Origin of the sequence: Kineosporia succinea (assembly GCF_030811555.1) — a bacterium.
In the GTDB taxonomy this organism is placed as follows: domain Bacteria; phylum Actinomycetota; class Actinomycetes; order Actinomycetales; family Kineosporiaceae; genus Kineosporia; species Kineosporia succinea.
Genome location: NZ_JAUSQZ010000001.1, coordinates 7,894,101 through 7,919,030, shown reverse-complemented (window position 1 = coordinate 7,919,030; position 24,930 = coordinate 7,894,101). Strand labels below are relative to the sequence as shown.

The 24,930-nt window shown below is 71.6% G+C and carries 26 protein-coding genes; 11 read left to right on the top strand and 15 right to left on the bottom strand.

Translation table 11 applies throughout. From position 1 onward, the window contains the following. Position 1: 1 nt before the first annotated feature. The 4 genes from J2S57_RS34600 to J2S57_RS34585 form a co-directional block, all read right to left on the bottom strand. On the bottom strand, positions 2-850 hold the full coding sequence (locus tag J2S57_RS34600) for a carbohydrate ABC transporter permease (protein ID WP_307250717.1): 849 nt from the start codon (positions 848-850) through the stop codon (positions 2-4). Beyond that, a complete protein-coding gene (locus J2S57_RS34595; protein ID WP_307250715.1) occupies positions 847-1,749 on the bottom strand; it encodes a carbohydrate ABC transporter permease in 903 nt (300 codons plus the stop codon). The genes J2S57_RS34600 and J2S57_RS34595 overlap by 4 nt, the downstream gene beginning before the upstream one ends. A gap of 2 nt (positions 1,750-1,751) precedes the next feature. Continuing rightward, positions 1,752-3,056 (bottom strand): ABC transporter substrate-binding protein, encoded by a 1,305-nt coding sequence (locus J2S57_RS34590; protein ID WP_307250713.1) that lies wholly within the window; start codon positions 3,054-3,056, stop codon positions 1,752-1,754. A gap of 108 nt (positions 3,057-3,164) precedes the next feature. Continuing rightward, positions 3,165-3,821, bottom strand: a complete 657-nt coding sequence (locus tag J2S57_RS34585) for a nucleoside/nucleotide kinase family protein (RefSeq protein ID WP_307250712.1) — start codon at positions 3,819-3,821, stop codon at positions 3,165-3,167. A 203-nt stretch (positions 3,822-4,024) separates the two neighbouring features. Between J2S57_RS34585 and J2S57_RS34580 the strand changes: the two genes are divergently transcribed. Both J2S57_RS34580 and J2S57_RS34575 read left to right on the top strand, forming a co-directional pair. Further along, a complete protein-coding gene (locus tag J2S57_RS34580) occupies positions 4,025-4,864 on the top strand; it encodes a PASTA domain-containing protein (protein ID WP_307251159.1) in 840 nt (279 codons plus the stop codon). Positions 4,865-4,943: 79 nt separating this feature from the next. Then, a complete protein-coding gene (locus tag J2S57_RS34575; RefSeq protein ID WP_307250710.1) occupies positions 4,944-5,090 on the top strand; it encodes a hypothetical protein in 147 nt (48 codons plus the stop codon). Here J2S57_RS34575 and J2S57_RS34570 read toward each other — a convergent pair. Further along, positions 5,087-5,683, bottom strand: a complete 597-nt coding sequence (locus J2S57_RS34570; RefSeq protein WP_307250707.1) for a TetR/AcrR family transcriptional regulator — start codon at positions 5,681-5,683, stop codon at positions 5,087-5,089. The genes J2S57_RS34575 and J2S57_RS34570 overlap by 4 nt on opposite strands. A 244-nt stretch (positions 5,684-5,927) precedes the next feature. Between J2S57_RS34570 and J2S57_RS34565 the strand changes: the two genes are divergently transcribed. From J2S57_RS34565 to J2S57_RS34555, 3 genes are all read left to right on the top strand, one after another. Then, complete coding sequence (locus J2S57_RS34565) at positions 5,928-7,277, top strand: sugar porter family MFS transporter (RefSeq protein ID WP_370882741.1); 1,350 nt, start codon at positions 5,928-5,930, stop codon at positions 7,275-7,277. 248 nt (positions 7,278-7,525) lie between these two features. Continuing rightward, positions 7,526-8,467, top strand: coding sequence for a serine protein kinase RIO (locus J2S57_RS34560; RefSeq protein ID WP_307250703.1), 942 nt, complete (start codon positions 7,526-7,528; stop codon positions 8,465-8,467). Between the two features lie 109 nt (positions 8,468-8,576). Beyond that, positions 8,577-9,143 (top strand): fascin domain-containing protein, encoded by a 567-nt coding sequence (locus J2S57_RS34555; RefSeq protein ID WP_307250701.1) that lies wholly within the window; start codon positions 8,577-8,579, stop codon positions 9,141-9,143. A gap of 71 nt (positions 9,144-9,214) precedes the next feature. On the opposite strand, the gene J2S57_RS34550 is transcribed toward J2S57_RS34555, so the two are convergent. Then, positions 9,215-11,560 carry a transglycosylase domain-containing protein gene (locus J2S57_RS34550; protein WP_307250699.1) on the bottom strand — a complete coding sequence of 782 codons (2,346 nt, stop codon included), beginning with the start codon at positions 11,558-11,560 and terminating at the stop codon, positions 9,215-9,217. A gap of 140 nt (positions 11,561-11,700) precedes the next feature. Between J2S57_RS34550 and J2S57_RS34545 the strand changes: the two genes are divergently transcribed. From J2S57_RS34545 to J2S57_RS34535, 3 genes are read left to right on the top strand one after another with little or no spacing between them, the layout of a single operon-like run. Further along, entirely contained in the window at positions 11,701-12,432 is a 732-nt protein-coding gene (locus J2S57_RS34545) for an NUDIX hydrolase (protein WP_307250696.1), read from the top strand. 9 nt (positions 12,433-12,441) lie between these two features. Beyond that, positions 12,442-12,930 carry a MarR family winged helix-turn-helix transcriptional regulator gene (locus tag J2S57_RS34540; protein ID WP_307250693.1) on the top strand — a complete coding sequence of 163 codons (489 nt, stop codon included), beginning with the start codon at positions 12,442-12,444 and terminating at the stop codon, positions 12,928-12,930. A gap of 36 nt (positions 12,931-12,966) precedes the next feature. After that, a complete protein-coding gene (locus J2S57_RS34535) occupies positions 12,967-13,701 on the top strand; it encodes an alpha/beta fold hydrolase (RefSeq protein WP_307250691.1) in 735 nt (244 codons plus the stop codon). Positions 13,702-13,746: 45 nt separating this feature from the next. On the opposite strand, the gene J2S57_RS34530 is transcribed toward J2S57_RS34535, so the two are convergent. Continuing rightward, positions 13,747-15,939: a P-loop NTPase family protein gene (locus tag J2S57_RS34530; RefSeq protein ID WP_307250689.1), complete on the bottom strand. Its 2,193-nt coding sequence runs from the start codon at positions 15,937-15,939 to the stop codon at positions 13,747-13,749. After that, positions 15,936-16,544 carry a TetR/AcrR family transcriptional regulator gene (locus J2S57_RS34525; protein ID WP_307250687.1) on the bottom strand — a complete coding sequence of 203 codons (609 nt, stop codon included), beginning with the start codon at positions 16,542-16,544 and terminating at the stop codon, positions 15,936-15,938. The genes J2S57_RS34530 and J2S57_RS34525 overlap by 4 nt, the downstream gene beginning before the upstream one ends. Positions 16,545-16,614: 70 nt before the next feature. Between J2S57_RS34525 and J2S57_RS34520 the strand changes: the two genes are divergently transcribed. Next, positions 16,615-17,766 carry a glycosyltransferase gene (locus tag J2S57_RS34520; RefSeq protein WP_307250685.1) on the top strand — a complete coding sequence of 384 codons (1,152 nt, stop codon included), beginning with the start codon at positions 16,615-16,617 and terminating at the stop codon, positions 17,764-17,766. 63 nt (positions 17,767-17,829) lie between these two features. Here the strand turns inward: J2S57_RS34520 and J2S57_RS34515 are convergent, their stop codons facing one another. Together J2S57_RS34515 and J2S57_RS34510 are read right to left on the bottom strand one after the other, a co-directional pair. Beyond that, positions 17,830-18,534 (bottom strand): HAD family hydrolase, encoded by a 705-nt coding sequence (locus J2S57_RS34515; RefSeq protein WP_307250683.1) that lies wholly within the window; start codon positions 18,532-18,534, stop codon positions 17,830-17,832. 29 nt (positions 18,535-18,563) lie between these two features. Further along, positions 18,564-19,409 carry a helix-turn-helix transcriptional regulator gene (locus J2S57_RS34510; RefSeq protein ID WP_307250681.1) on the bottom strand — a complete coding sequence of 282 codons (846 nt, stop codon included), beginning with the start codon at positions 19,407-19,409 and terminating at the stop codon, positions 18,564-18,566. A gap of 149 nt (positions 19,410-19,558) precedes the next feature. Here J2S57_RS34510 and J2S57_RS34505 point away from each other — a divergent pair, with 149 nt between their 5' ends. Beyond that, on the top strand, positions 19,559-20,092 hold the full coding sequence (locus tag J2S57_RS34505) for a YbhB/YbcL family Raf kinase inhibitor-like protein (RefSeq protein ID WP_307250679.1): 534 nt from the start codon (positions 19,559-19,561) through the stop codon (positions 20,090-20,092). 63 nt (positions 20,093-20,155) lie between these two features. Here J2S57_RS34505 and J2S57_RS34500 read toward each other — a convergent pair whose 3' ends face one another. From J2S57_RS34500 to J2S57_RS34480, 5 genes are all read right to left on the bottom strand, one after another. Continuing rightward, a complete protein-coding gene (locus tag J2S57_RS34500; protein ID WP_307250676.1) occupies positions 20,156-20,398 on the bottom strand; it encodes a hypothetical protein in 243 nt (80 codons plus the stop codon). A gap of 151 nt (positions 20,399-20,549) precedes the next feature. Beyond that, entirely contained in the window at positions 20,550-21,518 is a 969-nt protein-coding gene (locus J2S57_RS34495; protein WP_307250674.1) for a threonine ammonia-lyase, read from the bottom strand. A 49-nt stretch (positions 21,519-21,567) separates the two neighbouring features. Further along, positions 21,568-22,155 carry a sugar O-acetyltransferase gene (locus J2S57_RS34490; RefSeq protein WP_307250672.1) on the bottom strand — a complete coding sequence of 196 codons (588 nt, stop codon included), beginning with the start codon at positions 22,153-22,155 and terminating at the stop codon, positions 21,568-21,570. Positions 22,156-22,279: 124 nt separating this feature from the next. Next, the gene (locus J2S57_RS34485) at positions 22,280-23,695 is read right to left on the bottom strand and encodes an Nramp family divalent metal transporter (RefSeq protein ID WP_307250670.1); all 1,416 of its coding nucleotides are present in this window, start codon (positions 23,693-23,695) and stop codon (positions 22,280-22,282) included. A gap of 121 nt (positions 23,696-23,816) precedes the next feature. Further along, positions 23,817-24,116, bottom strand: coding sequence for an SCO4225 family membrane protein (locus tag J2S57_RS34480; protein ID WP_307250667.1), 300 nt, complete (start codon positions 24,114-24,116; stop codon positions 23,817-23,819). A 166-nt stretch (positions 24,117-24,282) separates the two neighbouring features. Between J2S57_RS34480 and J2S57_RS34475 the strand changes: the two genes are divergently transcribed. After that, on the top strand, positions 24,283-24,855 hold the full coding sequence (locus tag J2S57_RS34475) for a dihydrofolate reductase family protein (protein WP_307250666.1): 573 nt from the start codon (positions 24,283-24,285) through the stop codon (positions 24,853-24,855). Positions 24,856-24,930: the final 75 nt, after the last annotated feature.

Below are 24,930 nucleotides of genomic sequence, written 5' to 3'. Positions count from 1 at the left end.
TTCAGCCCTTGGTGGAGCCCATCGTGAGCCCGGCCACGAACTGTCGTTGCAGCACGAGGAACACGATGAGCGTGGGCATCGCGACGATGACCGAGGCGGCGGCCACCAGGTTGTTGTCGGTGAAGAAGGCGCCGCGCAGGTTGTTGAGCGAGCTGGTGATCGGGAACTTGGACGAGTCCTGCATCAGCACGGTGGCCCAGAAGAACTCGTTGTAGATCCAGGTCACCTCCAGCACGGCCAGGGCGGCCAGCGGGGCGCGGCACAGGGGCAGGGCCAGGCGCCAGAAGCGGGTCCAGACCCCGGCGCCGTCGACCTCGGCGGCCTCGAACATCTCGGCCGGGAGGGTCTTCATGTAGTTCGAGAGCACGAACGTGCAGAACCCGGTCTGGAAGGCGGTGTTGACCAGGATCAGCCCGAGGAAGCTGTTGAGCAGCGAGCCACTGCTGCTGATCCAGAACGGCATCGGGACCTGCCGGAAGATGCGGTAGACCGGGATCAGCAGGGCCTGGGGCGGCAGCAGGTTCGCGGCCGTGAACAGGCCGAGCAGGGCCACGTTGAACCGGAAGCTGAACCGGGCGATGACGAACGCGACGCACGCCGCCAGGCCGATGCTGGCGATCACGGCCGGCACCGTCACGTACAGCGAGTTCAGCAGGTAGTGGGCGAAGTTGCCGCGTTCCCAGGCGTCGGCGTAGTTCTTCAGGGTCCAGCCGCCGAACGAGACGTAGCCGTGCTGCGCGGTGTAGGCGTAGGAACGGAAGCTGTTCAGCAGGGCCCAGATCACGGGGAACAGCCAGGCCAGGGCCAGCACGGCGACCAGGGCGTAGACCGCGCGCAGCCGGGCGTTCACGAGTTGTCCTCCCGCATGACGGTTCTCAGGTACACGACGATGAAGACGGTGCTGACGACCAGCATGATCGTGGCCAGCGCGGAGCCGAACCCGACGCGGCTGGCCTCGCCCACGATGTTCTGCGTGACCAGGGCGCTGATCAGCTCCAGGCCGTTGCGGCCCTTGTTGATCACCCAGACCAGGTCGAACGCGCGCAGCGACTCGATCACGGTGATGACCAGCACGATGATGTTGACGGGCCGCATCACCGGGAACACCACGCGGAAGAACGTCTGCACCTCACCGCAGCCGTCGAGCTTCGCGGCCTCGCGCAGCGCCGGGTCGACGCCCTTCAGGCCCGCCAGGTACAGCAGCATGATGTAACCGGTGTGACGCCAGCCGGAGGCCACGATGACAGCCCCCAGGTTGTACTCCGGGTCGCCGTACCAGTCGATCGAGCTGCCGGTCAGGCCGTTGAGCAGGCCCTGGTCGGCGGAATAGACGAGCTGCCAGACGAAACCGATGAGCGCCAGCGACAGCACGGTCGGCAGGAAGAACGCGGTCTGGTAGAGACGGCTGCCGCGCAGCTCGCGGTCGAGCACGGCGGCCAGCGCGATGCCGAGCACCGTCGGGCCGAGGAACAGGGCCACGAGCCAGATCAGGTTGTGCCGCACGGCAGGCCAGAAGGGCGGGTAGATCTCCACGATGTCGCGGTAGTTCTGCAGGCCCACCCAGTCGGCGTCGCCCACGCTGCCGAGCCCGTTCCACCGCACGAAACTGAGCGCGACCGACAGCAGGGCCGGCACCCAGACCAGCGCGATCACCAGCAGCGTCGGAACACCCACCATGACCGAGACGACCACCCGGTCCCGGTCGGTCAGCCGCCGCCGGCGACCACGGCGTCCACCCCGGAGAAGCACTTTCAGCTCACGAAGATCGACTTGGCCTGCGCGTCGATGGATTTCAGCAGGCCGTCGACGTCGTCGGGATTCTTGATGAAGGTCTGGATGGCGGGGATCATGACGGTGGACGCGAAGCCCGGGTCGGTGTCGCGGTCCATGAACTGCGCGATCGACTTCTGCGTCCCCATGAATTCGACCGCCCGCTGCTGCAGATCGGTGTAGTTGCCCGTGGTGGCCTTCGCGTTGGTGGCGATCTGGGGGATCTCGGCGGTGTCGAGGGCGCTCCCGCTGTCGCCGGATCCGAGGTACTTCAGCAGATCCGTCGCCGCGCCCTCGTTCCGGGGGGCGGCGGAGCGGCAGAAGCCGTCGATGGGAGCGTCGATCGCGTCGGCCCCGACGGTCGAGTCGATCTCGGGGAAGGTGAAGAACGCGATGTCCTCCTGCTCCTCGATCTCGAGGGAGTCGGTGAGGAACAGGCCCAGGTAGTACATGCCCGACTTCTTCTGCTGCAGAGACGAAACCGCCTCCTGGTACGTGCGTCCCAGGGAGTCGCTCTGGTGGTAGGGGAGCAGTCCGCGCCAGGTGTCGAAGACGGTCTTCACCTTCGGGTCGGTCCACGAGTTCTGGCCCGCCATCAGGCTCATGTGGAAGTCGTAGCCGTTGATCCGCATGTTCAGGATGTCGAAGGTGCCCATCGCGGGCCAGCCGTCCTTGTCGGCGAAGCCGATCGGGGTCAGGCCGTCGCCCTGCATCTTCCGGGACAGGGTGACCAGTTCGTCGAGGGTGGCCGGCGGCTCGTACCCGTTCTTCTCCCACAGGCTCTTGAAATAGAAGACGGCCCAGGGGTAGTTGTTGGTCGGCACGAAGATCTGCTTGCCGTCGTCGGCGGTGGACGCCTTCCTGATCGCCTCGCTCACGTCGGCCGGGTAGGCGTCGGAGACGTCGCCGATCAGGCCGTTGGTGTAGAACGAGCGGGCCCGGTAGCCGGCGAACCAGGTGAACACGTCGGCCGGGCTGCCCTGGAGGTAGTTGTTGATGCCCTCCTGGAACGTGTTGTGGTCGACGTAGTTGACCTCGAGTTCGGCCTCGGTGAAGGCGTCCAGGCGGGCTTTCTGCTGGTCGTAGGCGCGGCCCGAGCCGGGGGCCTCGTTGATGCCGACGCGCAGCGGGCCGCTGCCCCCGCCGCTGTCACCGTCACCGCAGGCCGCGAGCGTCGCGGCCAGCCCGCCGCCCACCGCGAGGCCCCGGAACAGGGTGCGGCGGGTGATCGACGACGTGGCCAGGAACGAGCCGGGCAGACCGGCCGGGGAACGGTGCGCAGCCATGACAACCTCCATGTTGACCAGCAGCTTCGGGCGCAATCTGTCCCGCCCGAGGTGATGGTGTCAAGGAGATGAATCATTGCTTGCGGCAGGCGGTTTGGACTGGTGCGGCTAATCCCGCACTACTGCCTCGCGGGTGGGGTCGTGGGGCAGGTCCGACGTGCCGCACAGGATCAGGCCCGCCCGTTCCCAGGGGCGGTGCTCGGCCATGAACGGGGTCTCCTCGGCCATCCACCCGTCCCAGAACGCGCGGGCCTGCGGGGTGTCGCCGTCGCGGGCCAGGCAGCGGCGCCGGCCCTCGTCGAGATCGGCGTCGAGGAAGATGACCAGGTCGGTGAACGGGGCCAGCTCGAGCCGGCCCGCACCGGTGCCCTCCACGACGAGGGTGCGGGTGCCGGCGGGTACGTGTACGGCGCCCTCGCGCCCGCGCCGCTGCCAGGCCGGGGGCCGGAAGGTGACCTCCTCGCCACGGCGGGCCGGGGCCAGCACCCCGTCGACGAGCAGGTCGGACCAGCCGAAGATCGAGTGGTGCCAGGCGATGTCGTCGGTGTGCACGATCGCGGTGCGGGGGACGCGGGTGGCCAGGGCGGTGGCGAGGGTGCTCTTGCCGGAGCCGCCGTGACCGTCGACGGCGACCACGGTGAGGGCGCTGGACGCCGGTGGTCGGTCGGCTGTCTCCGGATGCCGGGTGGCTGTCGCCGGCAGACGGGCGGCTACCTCGTCGAGCGGGGCGACCCGCCACGGGCCGTCCGGGAAGATGAGGGTCACGCCGGCCTCCTGGATATCGTCCGGGTCACATTCTCGGCGTTCGCCCGTGCGCTCGTCCCCGCTTTCCTACGCTGGCGGAGCCGATGGGGGAGTGCTTCAGGGGGAGCGGGACGACAGTGGCGAAATCAGGATCGGTGGGGGCCTTGCTCCTGGTCGTGGCGGGGCTCTTGAGCGGCTGCGGCGGAACGTCGGAGCCGGTGACGATGCCTCAGGTCGTGGGCCTGGGCTACGCCGAGGCCCGGGACCTGGTCGGCGATCTGGACGCCGGGGTGTCCGTGGACGACGAAGACGCCTCGCCGCTGGGGCGCAGCGTCTGGGACACGGGCAACTGGACCGTGCTCGACCAGGATCCGGCGGCCGGCACGGCCCTGGCGGACGAGGACGAGGTGCGGCTGTACGTGCTGAAGAACTCCGAGGCGCAGTGGTTCGCGGCGAATCCGCGGATGCCCCGGCTGCGGGGCGGCCGCACCGCGGCGGGTGACCTGACCGACGAGGGCGGGCAGTTCGCGGGGGTCACGGAACTCGTCGAGTTCCACTACGCGCGGGGCCGGGAGCCGCAGGACCTGCGGGGTACCCGGGCGCGGTCCGCCGGCACGTCACCGGTGCCGCCGCTGCTGCCCGGGGCATCGGCCGCGACGGTCAGCTGGCACGAGCGGGTCAGGGCGCCGGCTCTGCACGAGGGCGGCGAGAACGACCCGGCGGCGGGCACCTGGCCGCGCACCGGGGCGAATCTGGTTCCCGGGCAGGGGATGTACATCCTGGCCGCGGCCCCCGAACCGGAACCCGAACCCGAACCTGAACCCGAGGTCGTCACGGAAGCTGAACTCGAGCCCCCGGTCGAGGCCGAGCCTGAGGTCGAAGCGGAACCCGAGCCCGAGTGTCATCCCAGCTACACCGGCGCGTGCGTCCCCTTCGCCGCCGACGTCGACTGCGAAGGGGGTGGCGGCAACGGCCCGGCGTACCTGAGCGAGGAGGTCCGGGTCGTCGGGCCGGACGTCTACGACCTGGACCGCGACGGGGACGGCGTCGCGTGCGACTCCTGACGACCGGCGCGTCGGTTCAGGTGTACCCGGAGGTAGGCCGCAGGATGTCCGCGCCACACCACCTCTGGAGGGGGACACCATGCGCGCACCGCTGTGGACCGAGAACGCCGAGCAGGCCGAACGCACGGCGTCGAACCAGAACCACGGCCAGGAGGCGCTGCTGCTGATCCTGATCGAGGAGATCCGCGGCCTGCGTGAGGATCTGGCCCGGACGCAGAATCGCTAGGACCTGTCCTGGGGCGTGCGCATCCACGACGGCAGCATCGCGTAGAGCAGGCGGGAGGCCGTGCCGGACTCGACGGCGAGACCGTCGTGCAGCATCGCCGCGTAGTAGCCCTCGACCGCGGAGGCCACGTAGACGTCCTCGGCCTGGAGTTCGTGCTCCGGCCGGGCGTTCTGGCCGGCGCCGAACCGGTTCCGGTACTCGCGCAGCTGCTGGGCCAGAACGTCGGCGATGCCGCGCAGCCCCGACGGTGAGCGCCAGTCGGAGGCCAGCAGGTACAGGCCCCGGTGCCCGGCCAGGTACTCGAACGTGCGCCGGGTGGTGGCCAGGGCGGCCTCCTCGGGCGCGATGCCGGTGCGCCGGGCCGAGGCGTCCTCGCGCATGATCTCGTGCATGCCGACGCCGAGCGCGGCCGCGGCCGCCTCGGGCAGCGAGGTGAAGTGGTTGTAGAACGACGTGCGGTGCACCCCGGCGGCGCGGGCCAGCAGCCCCACGGAGACCTCGGCCAGGTCGTCGTCGCCGAGCTCGAGCAGCGCGGTGAGCAGTGCCTGGCGGGTGCGCGCGTAGCGGGGGTCGTCGGACGGCAGGGCTGGCATCGCCTCAGGATAGGGCCGCTCGCGGCCGGGGCCGCAGCCCTGCGATCCGGTGCGCCGAAGAGGGTGCGGACGTGATCGCGATGGACATCGCGAGCCAGAGGCCCGCGCCGAGAACCGGGCGCGCCGAACCTCGAATGGCCGGGAAGGCACCCTCTTGTCAGCATTGCGGGCGAGAGAGTGACGTTCGAGGGCCGGAGGCGCAATGACGAGCCAGGCACACGATGACGCGGGACTGACCGGATCGGTGGTGGTCGTGGCCCTGGTCTCGGCCATCTCCGGCCTGCTGTACGGCTACGACACCGGCATCATCTCCGGTGCGCTGCTGCAGATCGGCGACGACTTCGACATCGGCTCCGGCTGGGAACAGGTGATCGCCGCCTCGATCCTGGTCGGCGCCGTCATCGGGGCCCTGACCTGCAGTCACCTGGCCGAGCGGCGCGGCCGGCGGGGCACGCTGCTGCTGGTCGGCATCGTGTTCGTGGTCGGGGCCACCGCGGCCGCGCTGGCGCCCAGCCCGATCCTGCTGTCCCTCAGCCGTCTGGTGCTGGGTTTCGCGGTCGGCGGGGCCACCCAGACCGCGCCCGTCTACGTCGCCGAGCTCGCGCCGACCGCCTACCGCGGCCGGCTGGTGCTGTTCTTCCAGATCGCGATCGGCGTCGGCATCGTCATCGCCACGATCGTCGGGGCCAGTGAGGCCGTCGCCTGGCGTCTGGCCATCGGAATCGCCGCCGTACCGGCCGCTCTCATGTTCCTGCTCATGCTCCGGCTGCCCGAGAGCCCGCGCTGGCTGCTGCGCGGCGGTGATCCCGAGGGGGCCCGGGCGGCGCTGCAGCGGGTGCGGCACCCGGACGCCGACCTGGACGGCGAGTTCGGTGAGATCCGGCGCAACGTCGAGGCCGAGCGTGAGGCGGGCACCCGCGGCTGGTCGGGTCTGCGGGCCGGCTGGGTGCGGCCGGCGCTCGTGGTGGGTTGCGGGCTGGCCATTTTCACGCAGCTGTCGGGCATCGAGATGATCGTCTACTACACGCCGACCATCCTCACCGACAACGGCTTCTCCGACTCCACTGCCCTGCGCGTCTCGGTCGCGCTGGGCCTGACCTACCTGATCGCGCAGCTGATCGGGCTGGCCGTGATCGACCGGGTCGGGCGCCGCCGGCTGACCCTGACGACCCTGCCCTGCGCGGCCGTCGCCCTGTTCGTGCTGGGCTCGTTCTTCGTCACCGGTCACGACGGCAAGTCCGCGATCCCGTGGATCATCGCGACCCTGATCGCGTTCATGGCCTTCACCGCCGGCGGGATCCAGCTGATGGGCTGGCTCACCGGTTCGGAGATCTACCCGCTCGCCACCCGGGCCGCCGGGGCGGCCGCGCAGTCGGCGTCGCTGTGGGGCACCAACGTGCTCATCACACTGACGCTCCTGACCATCATGGAGACCATCGGCACCGGCCAGACCTTCTGGATGTACGGCCTTTTCAACGTCGCGGCGTTCGTGTTCCTCTACCGCACGATGCCCGAGATGACCGGTCATAGCCTCGAGGAGATCGAGACGCGCCTCGAGGAGGGGGAATTCACTCCCGCCGGGTTCGCCCGCTGATGATCCACGGGGGACGGATGCTCGCCCCGGGCGTGCCGGTCACCGGCCACCGGGGCGGGCCGCGGTAATTCGGTTGCGCCCGGAATCCGGACGCGCGACGATCTGCTCGAACTGATCACCGGGTGCCCGAGGGGTCCCGGAGCCGAGAGGAGGAAAGACCGTGCGAGTGACCGTGCTGACGCCTGTCCGACTGCTGCCTGCCCTTCTTCCTTCTCTCTCGACTCCGATCTTCACCGAGGACATCTCCCGTGCGCGAAAGCGAATATGACCAGCATCCCGGCCGCCGTCGTGGCCGCCCCCGTTTCGACGACGAGATCGACGAGCTGAGGTCCCGCTCGTCCCGCGGTCCGCTGCCGGACCTCGAACCCGACCCCGCCCCGGACGTCCCGGGCGGGGGCGACCGCTGGAGCACCTGGGCCGACTCGCCCCCGACCGGGCGCGGACCGCGTCCGTACCCCGACTGGCTGGTGACCGAACTGGCCGCCGTGGACAGCGATCTCGGCCTGCTCAAGACCGGCAAGGAGGCCGACGTCTCGCTGCTGCGCCGGGCCGTGCCGGACACCGGCCGTTCGTGTCTGCTGGCCCGCAAGCAGTACCGCTCCACCGAGCACCGCATGTTCCACCGCGACTCCGGCTACCTGGAGGGCCGCCGCGTCAAGGAGTCCCGCAGCAACCGGGCGATGGCCCGGCGCACCGACTTCGGCCGTGAGCTCATCGCCGGGCAGTGGGCCGGATCCGAATTCGGTGCCCTGAGCCAGCTCTGGACGGTGAGCTCGGCCTACGGCGCGCCGATCGTGCCGTACCCGGTGCAGGTGCTGGAGACCGAGCTGCTGATGGAGTTCGTGGGCAACCACGAAACCGGGGAGGGTGCGCCCCGTCTGGCCCAGGTGCGTCCGCCGGCCGCCCAGGCGCAGGATCTCTGGCAGCAGGCCATAGGGGCGATGGGCGTGCTGGCCCGGTGCAGCCTGGCCCACGGCGACCTGTCCGCCTACAACGTCCTGGTGCACGACGGGCGCCTGGTGCTGATCGATCTTCCCCAGGTCGTCGACCTCATCGCCAACCCGCACGGACCCGGCTTCCTGTACCGCGACGTCCGCAATCTGGCCGCCTGGTTCGGGAGCCGCGGCGTGCCCGGGATCGACGCCCGGCAGGTCACCACCGAACTGCTGGCGGAGGCGGGCGTGGAGTGAGCTTCCCGAAAGGGCCGATCCGGCCCGCATAGGTCGGACGACCGATGGCCGTCGCCGTGGGTCCCGTCAGGGTGAGCAGCACGAAACCAGTTCACCCGGAGGGGGAGACGTGACGATCACGGGAAGAATGATCAAGGCCGGAGCCGTCGTGCTCGGAGTGCTGGGCCTCGGCCTGGGCGGGGTGACGTCGGCGGGCGCGGCGAGCGCGGCGACGCCGGGCGCAGCGATGAAAGCCGATGTCGCGCCCGTCAACTGCACCATCCAGACCCGTACCGGCAACTACCTGACCGCGGTGGGCGGGGGCGGGCGTCTCACCGACGTCCTGCACACCGACGCCACCCGGGTCGGTTCGTGGGAGCGGTTCACGCTCGTCGACTCGGGCACCGGCCAGGCGTTCATCGAGTACGGCATCCGCACCACGACCGGCAACTACCTGACCGCGGTCGGCGGCGGCGGCCGGATCACCGACGTGATCCACTCCGACGCCACCCGCATCCAGGCCTGGGAGCGGTTCACGTTCCTGTCCCAGGGCAGCGGCTGGTACGCGATCCGCACCACGAACGGGCACTACCTGACCGCCGTCGGCGGGGGCGGGCGGATCACCGACACGATCCACTCCGACGCCACCCGGATCGGTTCCTGGGAGCTGTTCCGCCCGGTCTGCACCGCGGCCTGACAGGCACGCACGAGAACGGGGTGGTGTCCGCGAGCGCGGACACCACCCCGTTTCTCATCTGCCCTTTCGGGTCAGCGGCCGTTCCCGGGCAGGTTGGTGTTCTCGTTACCGGGGCCGGCGTTGCCCGGGGTGTCACCGTTGCCCGGGGTGTTGCCGTTACCCGGAGTGTCACCGTTGCCCGGGGTGTTGCCGCCGCCGGGGGTGGCCCCGCCGGGCGTCTCCTCCTCGGTCTCCTCGGGCTCCGGCGGCGCCGGCGGGGTGCCGACCAGGTTGCCCGCGGCGTCCGGGAACTGCTTGACCGGCTTGCCCTGGAGGGCCGCCGCCATGACGTCCTTCCAGATCTTGCCGCCGATGCTGGAGCCGTACACGGCGCTGTAGTACGTGCCGTTGATGGTGATGTTCCGCATGAACGGGCGCTTGCCGTTCACCGTTTCCGGGCCGACCCAGACGGCCGTGGCCAGCTGCGGGGTGAAGCCGACGAACCAGGTGTCCTGCGACCGGTTCGTGGTACCGGTCTTGACCGAGGCGGGCTGGCCCGAGGCGAGCGCGCCGACACCCTTGGCTGTGCCCTCGGTCAGGGTCTTGCTCAGGCCCAGGGCGACGGTGTTGGCGACCGCGGCCGAGATGGTGCGCTTGCAGTTGGCGCCGGGCACCTTGAGGCTCTTGCCGTTGCGGTCCTTGATCGAGGTGACCACCGTCGGGTTGCAGCGCACACCGCCCGAGGCGAACGTGGCGTAGGCGTTGGCCATGGTCAGCGGCGACTGGCTGGCGGTACCCAGGGTCACCGAGGGCTGGCACTGCGGGACCTTGTTCGTCATCTTGGGCGCCTTGGCGCTGTAGTTGCCCGCGATGCAGGGGTCGATCACCGACTGGGCGCGGTGCATGCCGAGCTTCGTGGCCATGTCCTGGATGTCGCACATGTCGAGCTTCTGGGTCATCCGGATGTACGGGCCGTTGACCGAGTTCTTGGTCGCGTCCCAGACGCTCATCATGCCCTGGCCCTCACCGTCGGCCGAGTTGGTGAAGGTGTAGCTGGCCGAGCTCTGCAGGTTCTGGCCGCAGTAGCTGAACGAGTTCTCGGGCAGCGTGCCGGCGGAGCCCTCGAGCTGGTCGTAGAGCGAGTGCCCGGCGTCGAGCCAGGCCGCGAGCGTGGCCGGCTTGAAGGTCGAGCCGGTCTGGAAGCCCGAGGAGCCGCCGTACTTGTAGTCGGTGGCGTAGTTGATCGTGGTGTTCTTCGCGCTCTGCTTGGGGTTGTAGAACTTGTTCTGGATCAGCGAGAGCACCTTGCCGGTGCCGGGCTCGACCGTGGCGGTCGCGGTGGCGACGCGGCTCGGGTCGTTCGGCGGGATCCGGGTCTTCACCGAGTCCCAGGCGGCCTTGAGCACCTTCGGGTCGAGGGTGGTGCGGATCGTGTAACCGCCGCGCTTGATGGCGGTCTCGCGCTCCTCCTGGGTCTCGCCGAGGGCCTCGAAGCCGGAGTCCTTGGTGATGACGTTGTAGACGTAGTCGCAGAAGTAGCCGCGGGTGCCGGCGTTGGCGCAGCCCTGGTAGGTCGGCGTGATCTTCGGGCGGATCGGCGTGCGCTCGGCCTCGTCGTGCTCGGCCTGGGTGATCTTGCCCTGGGCGAGCATGTTGCGCAGCACCAGGTTCCGGCGGACCTCGGCCTTCTCGAGCTTGTCCGGGTCGGAGATGTCGTACATCGTCGGCGACTGGATCATCCCGGCCAGCATCGCGGCCTGGGCCAGGGAGAGCTTCTCGGCGGTGGTGCCGAAGTAGTACTTGGCGGCGGCCTGCACGCCGTTGGTCTGGCGCCCGAACCAGGCGATGTTCAGGTAACCCTCGAGGATCTCGTCCTTCGTCATCTTCTTCTCGAGGGCCGTGGCCAGGCGGATCTCGCGCAGCTTGCGCGAGTTCGACTTGGCCGAGGCCGCGTTGTAGGCGTCCTCGTCGTCCTGGGCGTAGGCCGCCTGCTTGAGCAGGTTCTTGACCAGCTGCTGGGTCAGGGTGGAGGCGCCCTGCGAGGCGTCACCGGCGATCTGGTTGACCACCAGGGCTCGCAGCAGACCGGTGCTGTCGACGCCGCCGTGCTCGCGGAAACGCTCGTCCTCGATGGCGATCACGCCGTCCTGCAGGTACTTCGAGATCTTCGCCAGCTTCACCGGCGTGCGGTTCTCGTCGTAGAACGTCGCGATCAGGGAGCCGTCGGAGGCCAGGACGCGGGTGGTCGCGGAGACCTGGGTGGTCTCGAGGTCACTGGGCAGGGCCATGAACGCGTCGACCGCGTTGTTGGAGGCCAGGCCGGTGGCGGCGGCCCCGGGAACGGCCAGTCCCGCGGCCAGGAGCCCGGCCACCAGGCTGAGAATCCCGAAAGCGCCGAGCAGGCCTGGAATGTTCTGTGGGACAGGTGCCTTAGCCATGATCCGGACAATAAGGCACGAAAGTGTGTGCCCCGCGCCATCGGAGCGCCCGTGTGAGGATTCTCGCGCATCGAATTCGTGCCGGGCGGCGGGTGCACCCGTGCACTGTTTCAGCCGTCGGGAACGGGGAGGCAGCGACGATGAAATTTCTGGACGCCGACGGGCCGCTGAGGTTCACCGAGGTGCCGGTGCCCGCCCTCGCGCCGCACCAGGAGGCCGCACTCGCCGAGCGGTGGGGCGAGGGGGTGCACGCCAACCCGCTGATGTTCGACGGGCCGGTGGTCACCGTGCTCGGGGCCGAGCCGGACGGGCGCGGCGGCCTGCTCGTCAGATGGGCCCGCGCCACCTACCGCCGCCACCTGCTCAGGGAGATGCCGGAGGTCACGACACCCGCCTTCCTGTTCGTGGCCACGGCGCAGCCCACCCCGGCCGGCGTCGTGGTGGGGCGGACGGCGGCCTGGACGTCCACCGGGGCCGGGCGCTGGGTGATCCCGGGCGGCACGGTGGAGCCGCCGGAACCCGGCCGTCCCCTGCACGAGGAGCTGATCCGTCAGCACGCCGCGCGCGAGCTCGGGGAGGAGACGGGCGTCGAGGTGCCGGCCCCGGACCTGACCCGCTGGGCCGTGCTGTGGGCGCCGAACGGGAACCTGGGGGTGTGCTTCGGGGCACCGCCCCGGCCCGAGCCCGAGGTGCGTGAACGGTTCGCCGCGCTGCTGGCCGACGCGGTGCAGCGCCGGGAGGAGCCGGAGCTGTCCGCGATCGACTTCGTGAGCACGCCCGCCGACCTGGCCCGTCTGGACGGCACCCCGGCGGTGGCGCTGCCCGCGCTCCTGGAGCGCTACGCGTCCACCCGCGCCGGGGCCGGTCAGTAGGATGACGGGATGCCCGCCCCCGAACCGACGACCGAGGACGGCTCCCGCCAGGAGGTCTACGACGCGCTCGAACGCGAGTTCGGTGTGCTGGTGCGGCGGGCCCGGGGTTTCTCCGCCCGGATGTCGCGTGACCTGCACCCCGACCTCGAGCCCGGGGCGTACGCGATGCTGCTGTGGCTCGACGACGCCGGGCCGGTGCGGATGACCGACCTGGCGGCCTTCTTCGGCATCGGCAAGCCCACCGTGTCGAGGCAGCTGAAGATCATGGAGGGCCTCGACCTGATCACCCGGGAGGTCGAGGAGGGCGATCGGCGGGCGCAGCGGGTCACGCTGAGCGCCCACGGCGCCGAGCTGGTGCACCAGGCCCGGGGCGCGCGCTGGGCCCGGTACGAGTCGACGCTCGCGCACTGGCCGGACGACGACGTGCAGCTCTTCGCCCGCCTGCTGCTGCGCATCAACGCCGAGATGGGCCAGCCCTGGACGCCCCCGCCGGAGTGAACGGATTGTTCGTTCCCGGGTTACGCCCCCAGGGGTGTGACTGACTACCTGCTCATCCACGGCCTCACCTACGACCACCGCAGCTTCGGCCCGCTGCGCCGCCACCTCGACCCCGCCGACCGGGTGCTGGCGATCGACCTGCCCGGCCACGGCAGCTCCCCGCGACGCGAGAGTTACCCCCTGAGCGGCACGGTGGACGACGTGCACCAGCAGGTCACGGCGGCCCACCTCACGCGCCCGGTGGTCGTGGGCCACTCGGTCGGGGCGATCGTCGCGAACGCGTACGCCGCCGTGCACCCGGCCGCGGCCGTGGTCAACCTCGACCAGATGCTGCGGCCCGGGCCGTTCTTCGCCCTGGTCCGCGCCGCCGAACCGCAGCTGCGAGGCCCGGGATGGCGTGACGTCTGGAACCGGATGCTCGCCGGGATGGGCATCGACGCACTCCCGCCGCAGGCCCGCGAGCTGGTGACCACCGCGACCGACCCGCGTCCGGACCTGCTGCTCGGCTACTGGGACGAGATCCTGCGCGACAGCGACGAGACGATCGACGCGCGGGTGGGCGGGGAACTGGCGGAACTCGCCGCCCGGGGCGTCGGGTACCACTGGGTGACGTCGTCGGAACCGCCCGCGGCCTATGCGGACTGGCTGCGCTCGCTGCTGCCGCGGGTCGCGATCACGGTGATCCCGGGCAGTGGGCACTTCCCGCACCTGGCCGATCCGGCGGCCGTGGCCCGGGTGCTGGAGTCGGCCGGTTCGGGTCCCCGGCCGTAGGGCAGGGCTCCACGGCCCTCGCCCCCTGCGGGTGAGCGGCTTCGGTCAGGACACCCGCCAGCGCCGGGGTCCGGCGCCGGTGGGCTGGTAGCGGAAGTGGCCGCCGGTGCGCAGCGAGGCTCGCAGGTGGGCAGCGGCCCGGGGCGCCAGCGGGTCCAGCCGACCGAGGGCGGTGCCGAGCGCCCGGGTCGCGTTGACCCGGGCCCGCTCGGCCTCCGCCCCCGGGCGCCGCGGCCGTCCGGAAAGACCGCTCGCCGAGCGCAGTTCCGCGATCAGGGCGTCACGTTCGGTGGTCAGGTGGGTGGCGCGGGGGGCGTCGCCGGTGCGGTCGGCGTCGTCGAGCTCGGCCTCCAGGGCGGCCAGCCGGGCGCGGTAGGCCTCGCGGGCCGGGGCGTCGAGAACCGGATCCGGCGCGGACGTGCGCAGTCCGGCGCCCCCGGCCACCAGATCGAGCGCGGGGATCTCACGGCCGGGGGCGGAGACCAGCAGCCTCAGGTAGTGCAGCCCCCGGATGTCGCGCAGCCGTGCGGTCTCCCCGTCCGCCTCCAGCAGCCAGGCGTCGCCCTCGCGGGTCAGGCGCCACTCGTCCGTGCCCTCGGTGCCGGTGCCGGTGTCGGCGTCGGCGTCGGCACGCACGTCACCGAACCCGAGCCGCACCGCCAGTTCCCGCGCGCGTTCCCGGTCTCCCGGGGCCCCGCGCGCCTGCAGGATCGCCCCGAGCCAGCCCAGCGCCCCGAGTCGTTCGGCCTGGGCCACCGCGCGGTCGAGGTGGGCGCGGGCCTCGAGCGGGCGGGCGAGGCGGGTCGCGAGCCGTCCGAGCAGGTCGTCGACCAGCCCGGTCACCAGACTCGCCCCGCCCGAGACGACCAGCCGGCCCGCGAACGGCGTGAGCATCCCGTACAGCTCCCGTGCGGTGTCCTGATCGCCCAGACGGGAGGCCACGAACGACAGGTCGGCGACCGCCCCCAGCCAGCGCGGTCCGGTGCCCGCCCGCACCGACGGCAGCAGGCGCTCGAGCTCGAGGCGAGCCTCGTCGTCGCGTCCGCTCACGGCCAGCACCCGCGCGGCGGTCGCCTCGTAGAAGTGGCCGGGCAGCCGGCAGGCCGTGAGACGCAGCGGTTCCAGGTGGCTTTCGGCGTCATCCCGCAGCAGGGCCAGAGCGCCGATGACGGACGCGGTGAGGCGGCCGGTGTCAGCGACACCCGCGTTGCGGCCGGCCCGGGCGACGCGGTGCGTGAGTGCCTCCGCCAGATCGGGACGGCCCCGTACGACGGCCAGCACCGCCTGCCGCGACAGCACCACCACGGCGGCCTGGGCGTCGCCGACGAGTTCCCCGGTGCGTCCGTACACCACCAGCGCGGCCTCGGCCGCCTCCAGGTCGCCGAGTTCGACCAGGGCGATGAACCGCCAGAACAGGCCGCGCATCTCGAGGTCCGGGGCGGTGGCCCGCCGGGCGAGGTCGATGATCTCGGTGGCGGTGCCCAGGCGTTCCGCCGCGGCCCGCGGGTCCCACAGCGCGTGCAGGCGGCCGTCGAGAACCTCGGCCAGCACCCCCGGGTCGCCGGCGTCGCGCGCCCGGCGGGCGGCCTCGTCGGCGAGTTCGCGGCGCCGGGCCGCGGCCGAGGGGTCGCTCAGCAGCTCACGGGCCCAGCGGATCCGGACCCGGGCCTCGACCGCGGGCGGAAGAGGCTGAGAGGCGGCGGTTTCCAGCAGGCGCAGGCGGGTGACGTCCGGAACCAGGAACTCGCCGCCCGGCGCCGGGCGCAGTGCCAGGGCGGTGACGGGATCGGTGTCGTCGGCGAGAGTCTCTAGGTACGAGGCATTCTCGAGTGCCGGACCGGGAAAGCCCGCGGAGGCCAGCCAGATCGCGTGGATCGCCTCGGCCGGTCGCCCGGGCAGCAGCTGCCGCAGGTCGACCGGGCCGAGGCGGAAGTCCACGGGCAGCCCGGGATCGGGGCCTGTCACCACGACGGCCCGCCCGCTGGACGTGATGCGCCCGAGGTCCGCGGCGTCCAGCGGGCCGGCGTCGTCGAGCACGGTCAGGCCCGGTCCGGCACCGAAGTCCGTGGAGACCTCCAGGCCGAGCCGGGAGGCGGAGGCGACCGCCGCGTCCGTCATGCTCGTGCGCCCCGAACCCGGCGGGCCCGCGAAGACCAGCAGGCCGCCGACGCCCCTCGCCGATCGCGCGAGAAGGGTTTCGAGTGCGGCCAGTTCGCGCTGCCGCCCGATCAGGCTCACGCCGTGAGCAGCTGCTGGGGGAGGGTGCGGGTGAGCCACTGCTCGGACTCGTCGAGCGACCAGCCCAGGTCGTCGGTGCGGATGAAATAGGCCGCGTTGCAGAGGTTCAGCCACAGGATGTCGGCGGCCCGCTCGACCGGCACCGCCAGGGCGCCGAGCTCGCCGAGCCGCCGTGCGCCCAGGTCGAGACCGTGGCGCAGGGCGCGGTGGGCGATCTCCTGGCTCTCGCGCACCGCGGGTTCCTGTGGTGCGGCGGCGGCGACCTGACGCATGAGCGACGACCAGCCCTCGAACTTCTCGCGGGTGCTGCGGGCCAGGTAGGCGATGAGGTCGTGCGGGTCGTCGGCGGTGGTGATGCGGGTAAGGATGCCGTCGATGTCGTCGGTCTCGGTGCCGCTCAGCAGCAGGGCCCGCAGCAGACCGCTCTTGCCGCCGCCGACCGCGTAGACCGTGGCCGGGGCGACCCGGGCGGTGCGGGCGATCTCGTCGACCTTGGTGGCGAAGTAGCCCTGTTCGACGAAGAGCTCGCGGGCGGCCTCGAGGATCGCCTGCCGGGTCTGCTCCGCGTACTCCGCCCGCCGGCCCTTGCCTGCCTCTTTCACCACGGCTCGATCCTAGCTGCTATGTTCGCCAGAGTCGGCTCTGATGAAAATACTTGCCTCCAGAAACCGGAGAATGTTCTTGCGTATCCTGATCAGCAGTTGCCCCGCGGTCGGTCACCTGCTGCCGATCCTGCCCCTGGCCCGGGCGGCCCAGCGGGCCGGGCACGAGGTCGCCCTGCTCAGCCACCCGTCCGTCGCACACCTGGCGCCGTCGTTGACGCTGCTGCCGGCCGGGCCCTCGCTCGAGGAGAACCTGGCCGAGGTGATGCGCCGCTCCGGTGTCGACGCCCGCGACGTCGCGATCGACGAGACCGAGGCCAACGCCCGTATCCCCGTCGACTTCTTCGTTCACGCCCGGATGGACCTGGGGGCCGCGGCGGCCCGGGCGGCGGTGCGGGAGTTCGCGCCGGGGCTGGTCGTGGCCGACGCGGCGGATCTCTTCGGCCCGTACACGGCTGCGGCACTGGGAGTTCCGTGGGCCGTGCACGGTGCGAGCCTGCCGTTCAACGAGCAGCTGGCGAAGTTCTTCGACGTGGCCGCGGCCGAGCGGGTGGCCCAGGAGGGGGTGACGCTGACGAGTCCCGTCGCCTATCTCGACCCGTGGCCGGACGCCCTGCTGCGCCCGTCCGACGTGTACCCGGCGCCGCGCATCCCGGTGCGCGCCGTGCCGCACCGTGGCGAGGGAGCGCCGTGGCGGCGCACCCGGCGCGGCGATCGGCCGACCGTGCTGCTCACGCTGGGCACGCTCGTCGACGACCCGCAGGCCCTCGGCGGGGCGCTGGACTCCCTGCTCGAGCTCGACGTCGACGTCATCGTCGCCCCGCACGTCGCCGGTGACCTCGGCGATCGGCAGCCGGACCCCGATCGGGTGCAGGTGGCCGGGTTCGTGCCCATGAAAGACCTTCTCGACAGCGGTGTGGACGTGGTGGTCACCGCGGGTGGGGCCGGCACCGTGCTCTCGGCCCTGTCCGCCGGAATCCCGCTGGTGGTGCTGCCGATGGGGGTCGACAAGCCGATGAACGCCGAGCGGGTCGCCTCCGTCGGGGCCGGGCGCACGGTGACGGCACCCGGTGAGATCGCCGCGGCCGTGGCCGAGGTGCTGGCCACCCCGGCCCACGCCCGGGCCGCGGCGCACGTCGCCGAGAGTGTCTGCTCGTCCTACCCGGCCGAGGCCGCGCTCGACCGGCTGCTCGAGATCGCCTCGGGGAGAACGACGATCGGCTGACGGCAGGGTGCCGGGCCGGGTGGGCCCCGTCCTGCTCACCCTGCCCGGCTCATCCCGCCCGGCTCATCCCCACAGGCGGGCCACGTCGTCCGTCGTCCCGAGCCCGCCCAGCACGACGTCCGCACCCAGGCCGCTCAGCGCGTCCACACCCGTGCGCCCGCTCGCGACCAGCGCGCACCGCAACCCCAGCGCCTGCGCGCAGGCCAGGTCGCGCGGGGTGTCGCCGATGATCCAGCAGTTGTCGGCGTGCGCCGCCCAGTCGTCGCCGAACACCGCGACCAGGCTGGAACGGGCCACCTCGACCCGTGTGGTGCCGCTGTCGCCGTACCCGCCCAGCTCCGGGTCGATCGGCGGAATCAGCTCACCGGCGGTGAGTTTCGCCCGCGCGACGCTACGGATGTTGCCGGTGACGACGGTCTGCGGTACCCCCGCGTCCACCAGCCGGGCCATCACGCCGGTCACGCCCGGCAGCACCCGGGTGTGCGCGTGCAGGGCCTCGAGGTCGGCCTGGACCAGCTCGTCCAGGCGCTTCAGCACCGCCGGCACGTGGCTGTCGTCGTGGTCGATCGAGGCCAGCAGCAGCGTGGCGATCTCCGGGTCGATGCGCCCGCCGAACTCCAGCCCGTCGAGCACCGGCCGACGCCCCACGACCTCCTCCACCGCGCGCAGGAACGCCTGGGCCGCCACCCCGCCCGACGTCAGCAGGGTGCCGTCGATGTCCCACAGCACGGCCGACGCCGCTCCGAGCCCACCCACAGGTGCAGTCATCCGTGCACGATAGCCCGGGCGGTGCGGGATCAGCCGACCACGCGCAGACCCGGCCCCCGGGCGAGGATCGTGAGGAAGGCGTCCTGGGCGTGGGTGTCGGCCGGGGTGACCACCGACAGGCGCTGGCCCGAGCCGTCCTGCACGGCGAGCACGTCGTAGCGAACGGTGATCACGCCCACGGCCGGATGACGCAGGCGCTTGGTGCCGTGGGTGCGCTCGCCGACCGTCTGGTCGTCCCACCACTGCGCGAAATCGGCGCTGCCGCTGCGCAACTTCTCGATCAGGGCGCTCAGACGGGGGTCGGACGGGTGGCGGGCCAGGTTCGCGCGCAGGTTGCCGACGTTCTCGCGGGCGATGCGGGGCCAGTCGAGCTGGAAGTCGCGGGCGCCCGGATCGAGGAAGAGCTGCTCGGCGGAGTTCACGCCGACCGTGAAGCCGGGCCCGAACAGGGCGTTCGAGGCGGCGTTGTGGGCCAGCACGTCGAAGCGGTGGTCGAGGATCCAGGCCGGGGTCGTCGGCAGGCCGTGCAGCAGGGTCCGCAGCGAGTCGCTGACCGGGGCCGGCACCGGGGTGGGCGGCGGCGCCTCACCGCGGGCGATCAGGTGCAGGTGATGCCGCTCGGCCTCGGACAGCGCGAGGGCCTGGGCCACCGCGTCGAGCACGGCCGTGCCCGGCACCCCGACCCGGCCCTGCTCGAGGCGGATGTACCAGTCGATGCTGACGGCCGCGAGCTGCGCGACCTCCTGCCGGCGCAGGCCGGGGGTGCGGCGACGGGCGGCCGGCGGCAGGCCGACGTCCTCGGGCCGCAGCCGTGCCCGCATCGCCATCAGGAACGCGGACAGCTCCGGCCTGCTCTTCGTCCTCGGAACCGTCACCGCCCCAGCGTCCCTGCTCACGGGCACCGGCGTCCACCGCGCAGGGTGGCACTCCGGGCACCAGCATGCGGGAGATCTCCCTGTGCCGGCGGCCGGGCCGCAGAGTTGAGCCCGTCAGCCAGTCGCCCCGTTTCAGGAGCAGCACCCGCATGAACAACCCGTTCGACCGCCTCCCGCAGGTCCCCTCCTTCACCCTCACCAGCACCGCCGCCGCGCCGGGCCAGGCGTTCGCCGACGCCCAGATGTCCGGCGCGTTCGGTGTTCCCGGTGGCCAGGACGTCTCCCCGGACCTGACCTGGTCCGGCGCTCCCGAGAGCACGAAGAGCTACGCGGTGACCGTGTACGACCCCGACGCCCCCACCCAGTCCGGTTTCTGGCACTGGGCGGTCGCGAACATCCCGGCGGCGGTGACCTCGTTGCCCGCGGGCGCCGGGGACGACACCGGTTCCGGTCTGCCCGAGGGCGCTTTCCAGCTGCGCAACGACGCGGGCCTCGCCCGGTTCGTGGGTGCCGCCCCGCCCGCCGGTCACGGTGAGCACCGCTACTTCATCACGGTGCACGCGCTCGACGTCGAGGACATCGGCGTGCCCGTCGAGGGCACCCCGGCCTACCTCGGTTTCACCATCGCCTCGCACATCCTGGCCCGCGCGACCGTGGTCGCGACCGCCGAGATCACGGGCTGAGAGCGCGATGGCGGACGCGGCCCGCCCCGGTGCGGGTCGCGTGCGCCGTCGCGGGTGGTCACCTCAGCCCGACCACTTCGGGATGCCGAGCTCCCGCTCCAGGGCGGCCAGCGCCAGTTCCATCGTGACGCCCTCGCCGGCCACCCAGCGCAGGGGCCCGGTCGCGCGCACCGCCAGCTGGGCCACCCAGGTGCCGTCGTACAGCAGTTCGACCTGGCCGTCGTGGGCGTGTGAGCGGAGCACGTCGTAGCGCTCGTTCATCAGGTCGATGTACCGCTGCGTGGGGCGGTGCTCGCGGTACGTCATCCAGTCACGGTCGTCACGTCGAAGCCCCCGGGATAGACCCGTCCGGGTGACGACGCCCAGCGGTCGGGCGAACTCGTGAGCGGGGTTCGTGAGCGGGGTTCGTGAGCGGGGCCCGTCAGCCGAACCGTCAGCCGAACCGTCAGCCGAACCGTCAGCCGAACAGGAACTCGCGGGCGCGGGCCGGATCGATGTTGCTGCCGCACAGCACCGTGGCCACCGTGCGGCCCGCGTACCGCGCGGGATCGGCCAGCACCGCGGCCAGACCGGCGGCCCCGGAGGGTTCGGCGACCAGCCCGAGGTGCTCGTGCACCAGGCGCACGGCCCGCACCAGCAGCTCGTCGTCGACCTCGACCAGGTCGTGCACCACCTCGCGCATGACGTCGACGGCGTACGCCACGGCCGTGCGCCCGGCCAGGCCGTCGGCGATCGTGTCGACGCTGCTGGTCTCGACCAGACGGCCCTCCCGCCACGAGCGGGCCGTCGCGGGGGCCCCGGCCGCGGCGACGCCCACGACCTCGGTGCCGGGCGACGCGTGCCGGAACCACGTGCCCACCCCACCGGCCAGGGCGCCGTTGCCGACCGGGACGACCATCGCGTTCACCGTCTGCGGCACCGCCCTCTCGATCTCCAGGGCGATCGTGCCCGCCCCCTCGGCGATCGCGCGCTCGTCACCGTCGACGACCATCCGCAGACCGCCGGCCCGGGCGTGGTCGAGCGCGGCCTCCTTCGCCTCGTCGAAGTCGCGGCCCACGAGGTGCACCTGCGCCCCCAGCGCGCGCATGGCCTCGACCTTGGCCGGATTCGCGGCCCGCGCGGCGAACACCGTCGCGCGGAGCCCCCGGCTCGCCGCGGCCCGCGCGACGCCCTGACCGAAGTTGCCGGCCGACACCGTGACCAGCTCGGTGCCCGGCTCCGCGTCGAGGCCCCGCACGAACCAGTCGGTGCCGCGGCCCTTGAAACAGCGCAGCGGGCCCAGTGTCTCGACCTTGACCAGCATCCGGCACCCCAGGGTGCGGTCGAGTGAGGCCGTGCTCGTCAGGGGTGTGCCGGTGAAGACCGGGTCGATCTGCCGGGCGGCCTGCTCGATGGCGGACGCCTGGGGGAACGAGTGATCGGGCATGGTCACCAGGGTAGGGACAACAGTCTGGCCCCGCCCGGCCCGGACAGGCCTAGGCGCGGGTGGTGAGGTCGTCGTCCGTGATCGGTCTCAGCACCCGGCAGGGCGCGCCGAGGGCCACGACCATCGGCGGGATGTCCCGGCTGACAACGCTTCCCGCGCCGATGACGGAGCCCCGGCCGATCCGCACCCCGGGCAGGACGACGACGTTGCTGCCGATCCAGACCTTGTCCTCGATCACGATCGGCTCGGAGAAGCGGGCGAAGTCGACGCGGCGGTCGGGGTGCACCGGGTGCCCGGTGGTGGTGAGCGTGACGCCGGGCGCGATCATCACGCCGTGGCCGATGCGGATGTCCACGTCGTCGACGAACGTGAGGTTGACGTTGCCGAAGAAGTCGTCGCCGATATGCACGTTGCTGCCGAACCCGGCGTGGAACGGCGGCAGCAGCACCGTGCGGGCCCCGACCGACCCGAGGATGGCCTCGAGCAGTTCGCGGCGCCGGGACGCCTCGCCCGGCGGGGTGTGGTTGTACGCGAAGATCTCGTCGGTGCGGCGGAGGTGGTTCCGGAACGCGGCCTGCGACTCGGTGTGGACGAGCCCCTGCTCGATCCGGGCCCGGACCTCGCGTTCGGCGTTCATGCATGCTCCTTCGTCCGGGCGACTCGACGGGGCGAGTCTTCCAGACGACCTCTTCGGGGGGGGGAATCACGACGTCCGGTGAGGGGCGCGCCGGTGGTGACCGGCGCGTGCCCCGTCGGTGGGGTCAGAACTTCTGCACCTGCGTGGAGATCGTGATCACCGACAGGGTGCCGAAGAAACCCGTGCTGAAAAGCAGTGCGGCGGCGCGGATCCCGCCGACTCGGATGGCCTGGGGGAGGGCCCGGCGGTTCATGAGGAGCAGCAGGAAACTGTAGAAGAACATGCTGACGCCGGCCACGCAGGCGGAGATCACCAGCAGCACCAGGGGTTGATCGAGGCCGACGGCGAGGATCGACGCACCGATCAGCACCAGCACCCAGACGCCGGCGAAGTAGATCGTGTTCTCGCTGACCGGGCGGCGGCCCAGGTAGGTGACTTTCAGGTTGTCGGCGATCAGGCGGCTGGTGTAGTCGACGATCCCGGCGGCCGCGGCGAACAGGGAGAACGCGCCGACCGCCCAGAACAGGGTGCCGAACCAGCCGCCCACCGCGGTTTTCAGGGCCTGGCCCTCGACGTCGAGGAAGTCGATCGTGTTGACCAGGCCGGCCGAGCCGAGCACGGTCGAGTGCGCCAGCATCGACGTCAGCAGGATCGTCACGAAGGTGATGAGGGCGAAGGTCAGGGCCTGCTCCCAGTTGGCGAAGCGCCACCAGCGCTGCCAGCGGCGCAGGTTCACCGGGGTCGGTTCGAAGACCGTTGCGCCGGAAGCGGTCGCGGCCGTCGGCCGGCCGGTGATCGGGCTGGTCAGCCGGGGCAGGTAGGCGCCCATGCCGAAGCCCTTGTCACGGATCCAGTTGCTCTGGCACAGGTTCTGCCCGCCGCCGGCCCCGGCGAAGGCGATGGCCCCCATCAGGACGGCGAACTCGATGTCGCCGGGGAACTGCCCGGCGTGGGTGACGGCGTCGGGCAGGGCCTTCCAGGTGTCGGCCGTGATCGCCAGGCTCACCGCGACGACGAAGAACAGCCCGATCACCGCGACCTTGACCACGAGCAGCCGCTCCATCAGCGTGTAGACGACCGGGGCGAGCGTGAGCAGGGCCCCGATCGTCAGCAGCATGAGCACGGCGATCACCGTGACGTTCCCGCCGAACAGGTAGGTGAGCATCGTCGCGGCGGCGGTCACCCAGCCCGGCCAGAGATTCTGGAACACGGCCAGCAGCACGAAGAACAGGCCCCAGTGCTTCCAGTAGCGGTTGAACCCGCTGAGCGCGGTCTCGCCGGTGGCCAGGGTGTAGCGCTCGATCTCCATGTTCAGGAACCACTGCACGGTCAGGCCGAGCGCGGCTCCCCAGAGGAAGACGAGCCCGACCTGGCTGGTGATGTAGGGCCACAGGATGAACTCGCCCGAGGCCAGGCCGACACCGGAGGCGACGATGCCCGGGCCGATCAGCCGGGCCATTCTCCGCGGTGGTTCGGGCAGGTCGCGCACCTCGGGGGCGGGCAGGTTCCCGGTCTTCAGGTCGAAGGCGTCTGTGCTCATGCGTCGTCCTTGTCGCCAGGGAGCGGCAGGTGCGGGAACGACCATGATCCGACGGACGCGGGGTCGGTGGGGTGACGTGTCGGTGAACGGGCGCGCTGCCGGCGGCCCGGGTGGACGCGTCTCAGGAGCGACGCCGGGTGGCCCAGGCGATCAGGGTGGCGTTCACCAGAGCGCTGATCGCGATGACCGCGGCGAAGGCGGCCGGGTTCTCCGGCGTCACCGTCATCAGGGGCAGTGACCACGGCAGCGTCGCGAAAATCGGCCAGACACCGGACAGGTCGGCGTCCGGGGCGTCGTGGGTCGAGGTGGACCAGACGGTGAAGAGCCCGGCCGCGGTCACCACGGCCAGGTAGGCGAGGGCCGGGCGGCTGGCCAGGACGAGCTGGGCCGGGTTCGGCCGGTGGCCGGCGGTGCTGTTCATGATGTGCTCCCCACGTGACTGGAAGGCCTGGGTGGCGCTTCGTCCTGTTGATGAAGGTACGCACCGGATCGTTCACCGGCGTCCGCCCGAAGTGCGAGATCACCGGTCAACCAAAGGATGACCTGCGTAGACTCGCGCCGCTCGGACCCGACGACAGGAAGCAGCCATGCGCACTCTGATCAGCACCGCGTTCGTCTCGCTCGACGGCGTCGTGGAGGGCCCCGGCGGGGAGCCCGAGTACCGCAACTCGGGCTGGACCTACCAGGACATCGAGTTCGTGCCCGAGGCCTACGAGATCAAGGGCCGGGAGCAGACCGAGGCCGGCGCCCTGCTGCTCGGGCGGGTCAGCTACCAGGCGTTCAGCCCGGTCTGGCCCGCGATGGAGGAGTTCTCGACCTACAAGGAGATGCCCAAGTACGTCGTGTCGACGACGCTGGGTGAGGGCGACCTGGTCGACAACTGGGGGCCGACCACGATCCTGCGATCGCTCGAGGAGGTCGCCGCGCTGAAGCAGACCGAGGGCGGCCCGATCCTGATGCACGGCAGCGCCCGGCTCAACCACGCGCTGTCCGACGCCGGCCTGATCGACCGCTACCACCTGCTGGTCTTCCCGGTGCTGCTGGGCGCGGGCAAGCGGCTGTTCAGCGACACCGACAAGGCCAGGCAGAAGCTGGTTCTCGTCGAGCACGAGACCTACGGCAACGGTGTGCAGAAGAACGTCTTCGACGTCGTGCGCTGAGTGCGGCGACCCGTTCTGCCGCCGCACCCAGGTCTGCCGCCGCACCCAGGTCTCCTGCCACCCGAGGTCTGCCGC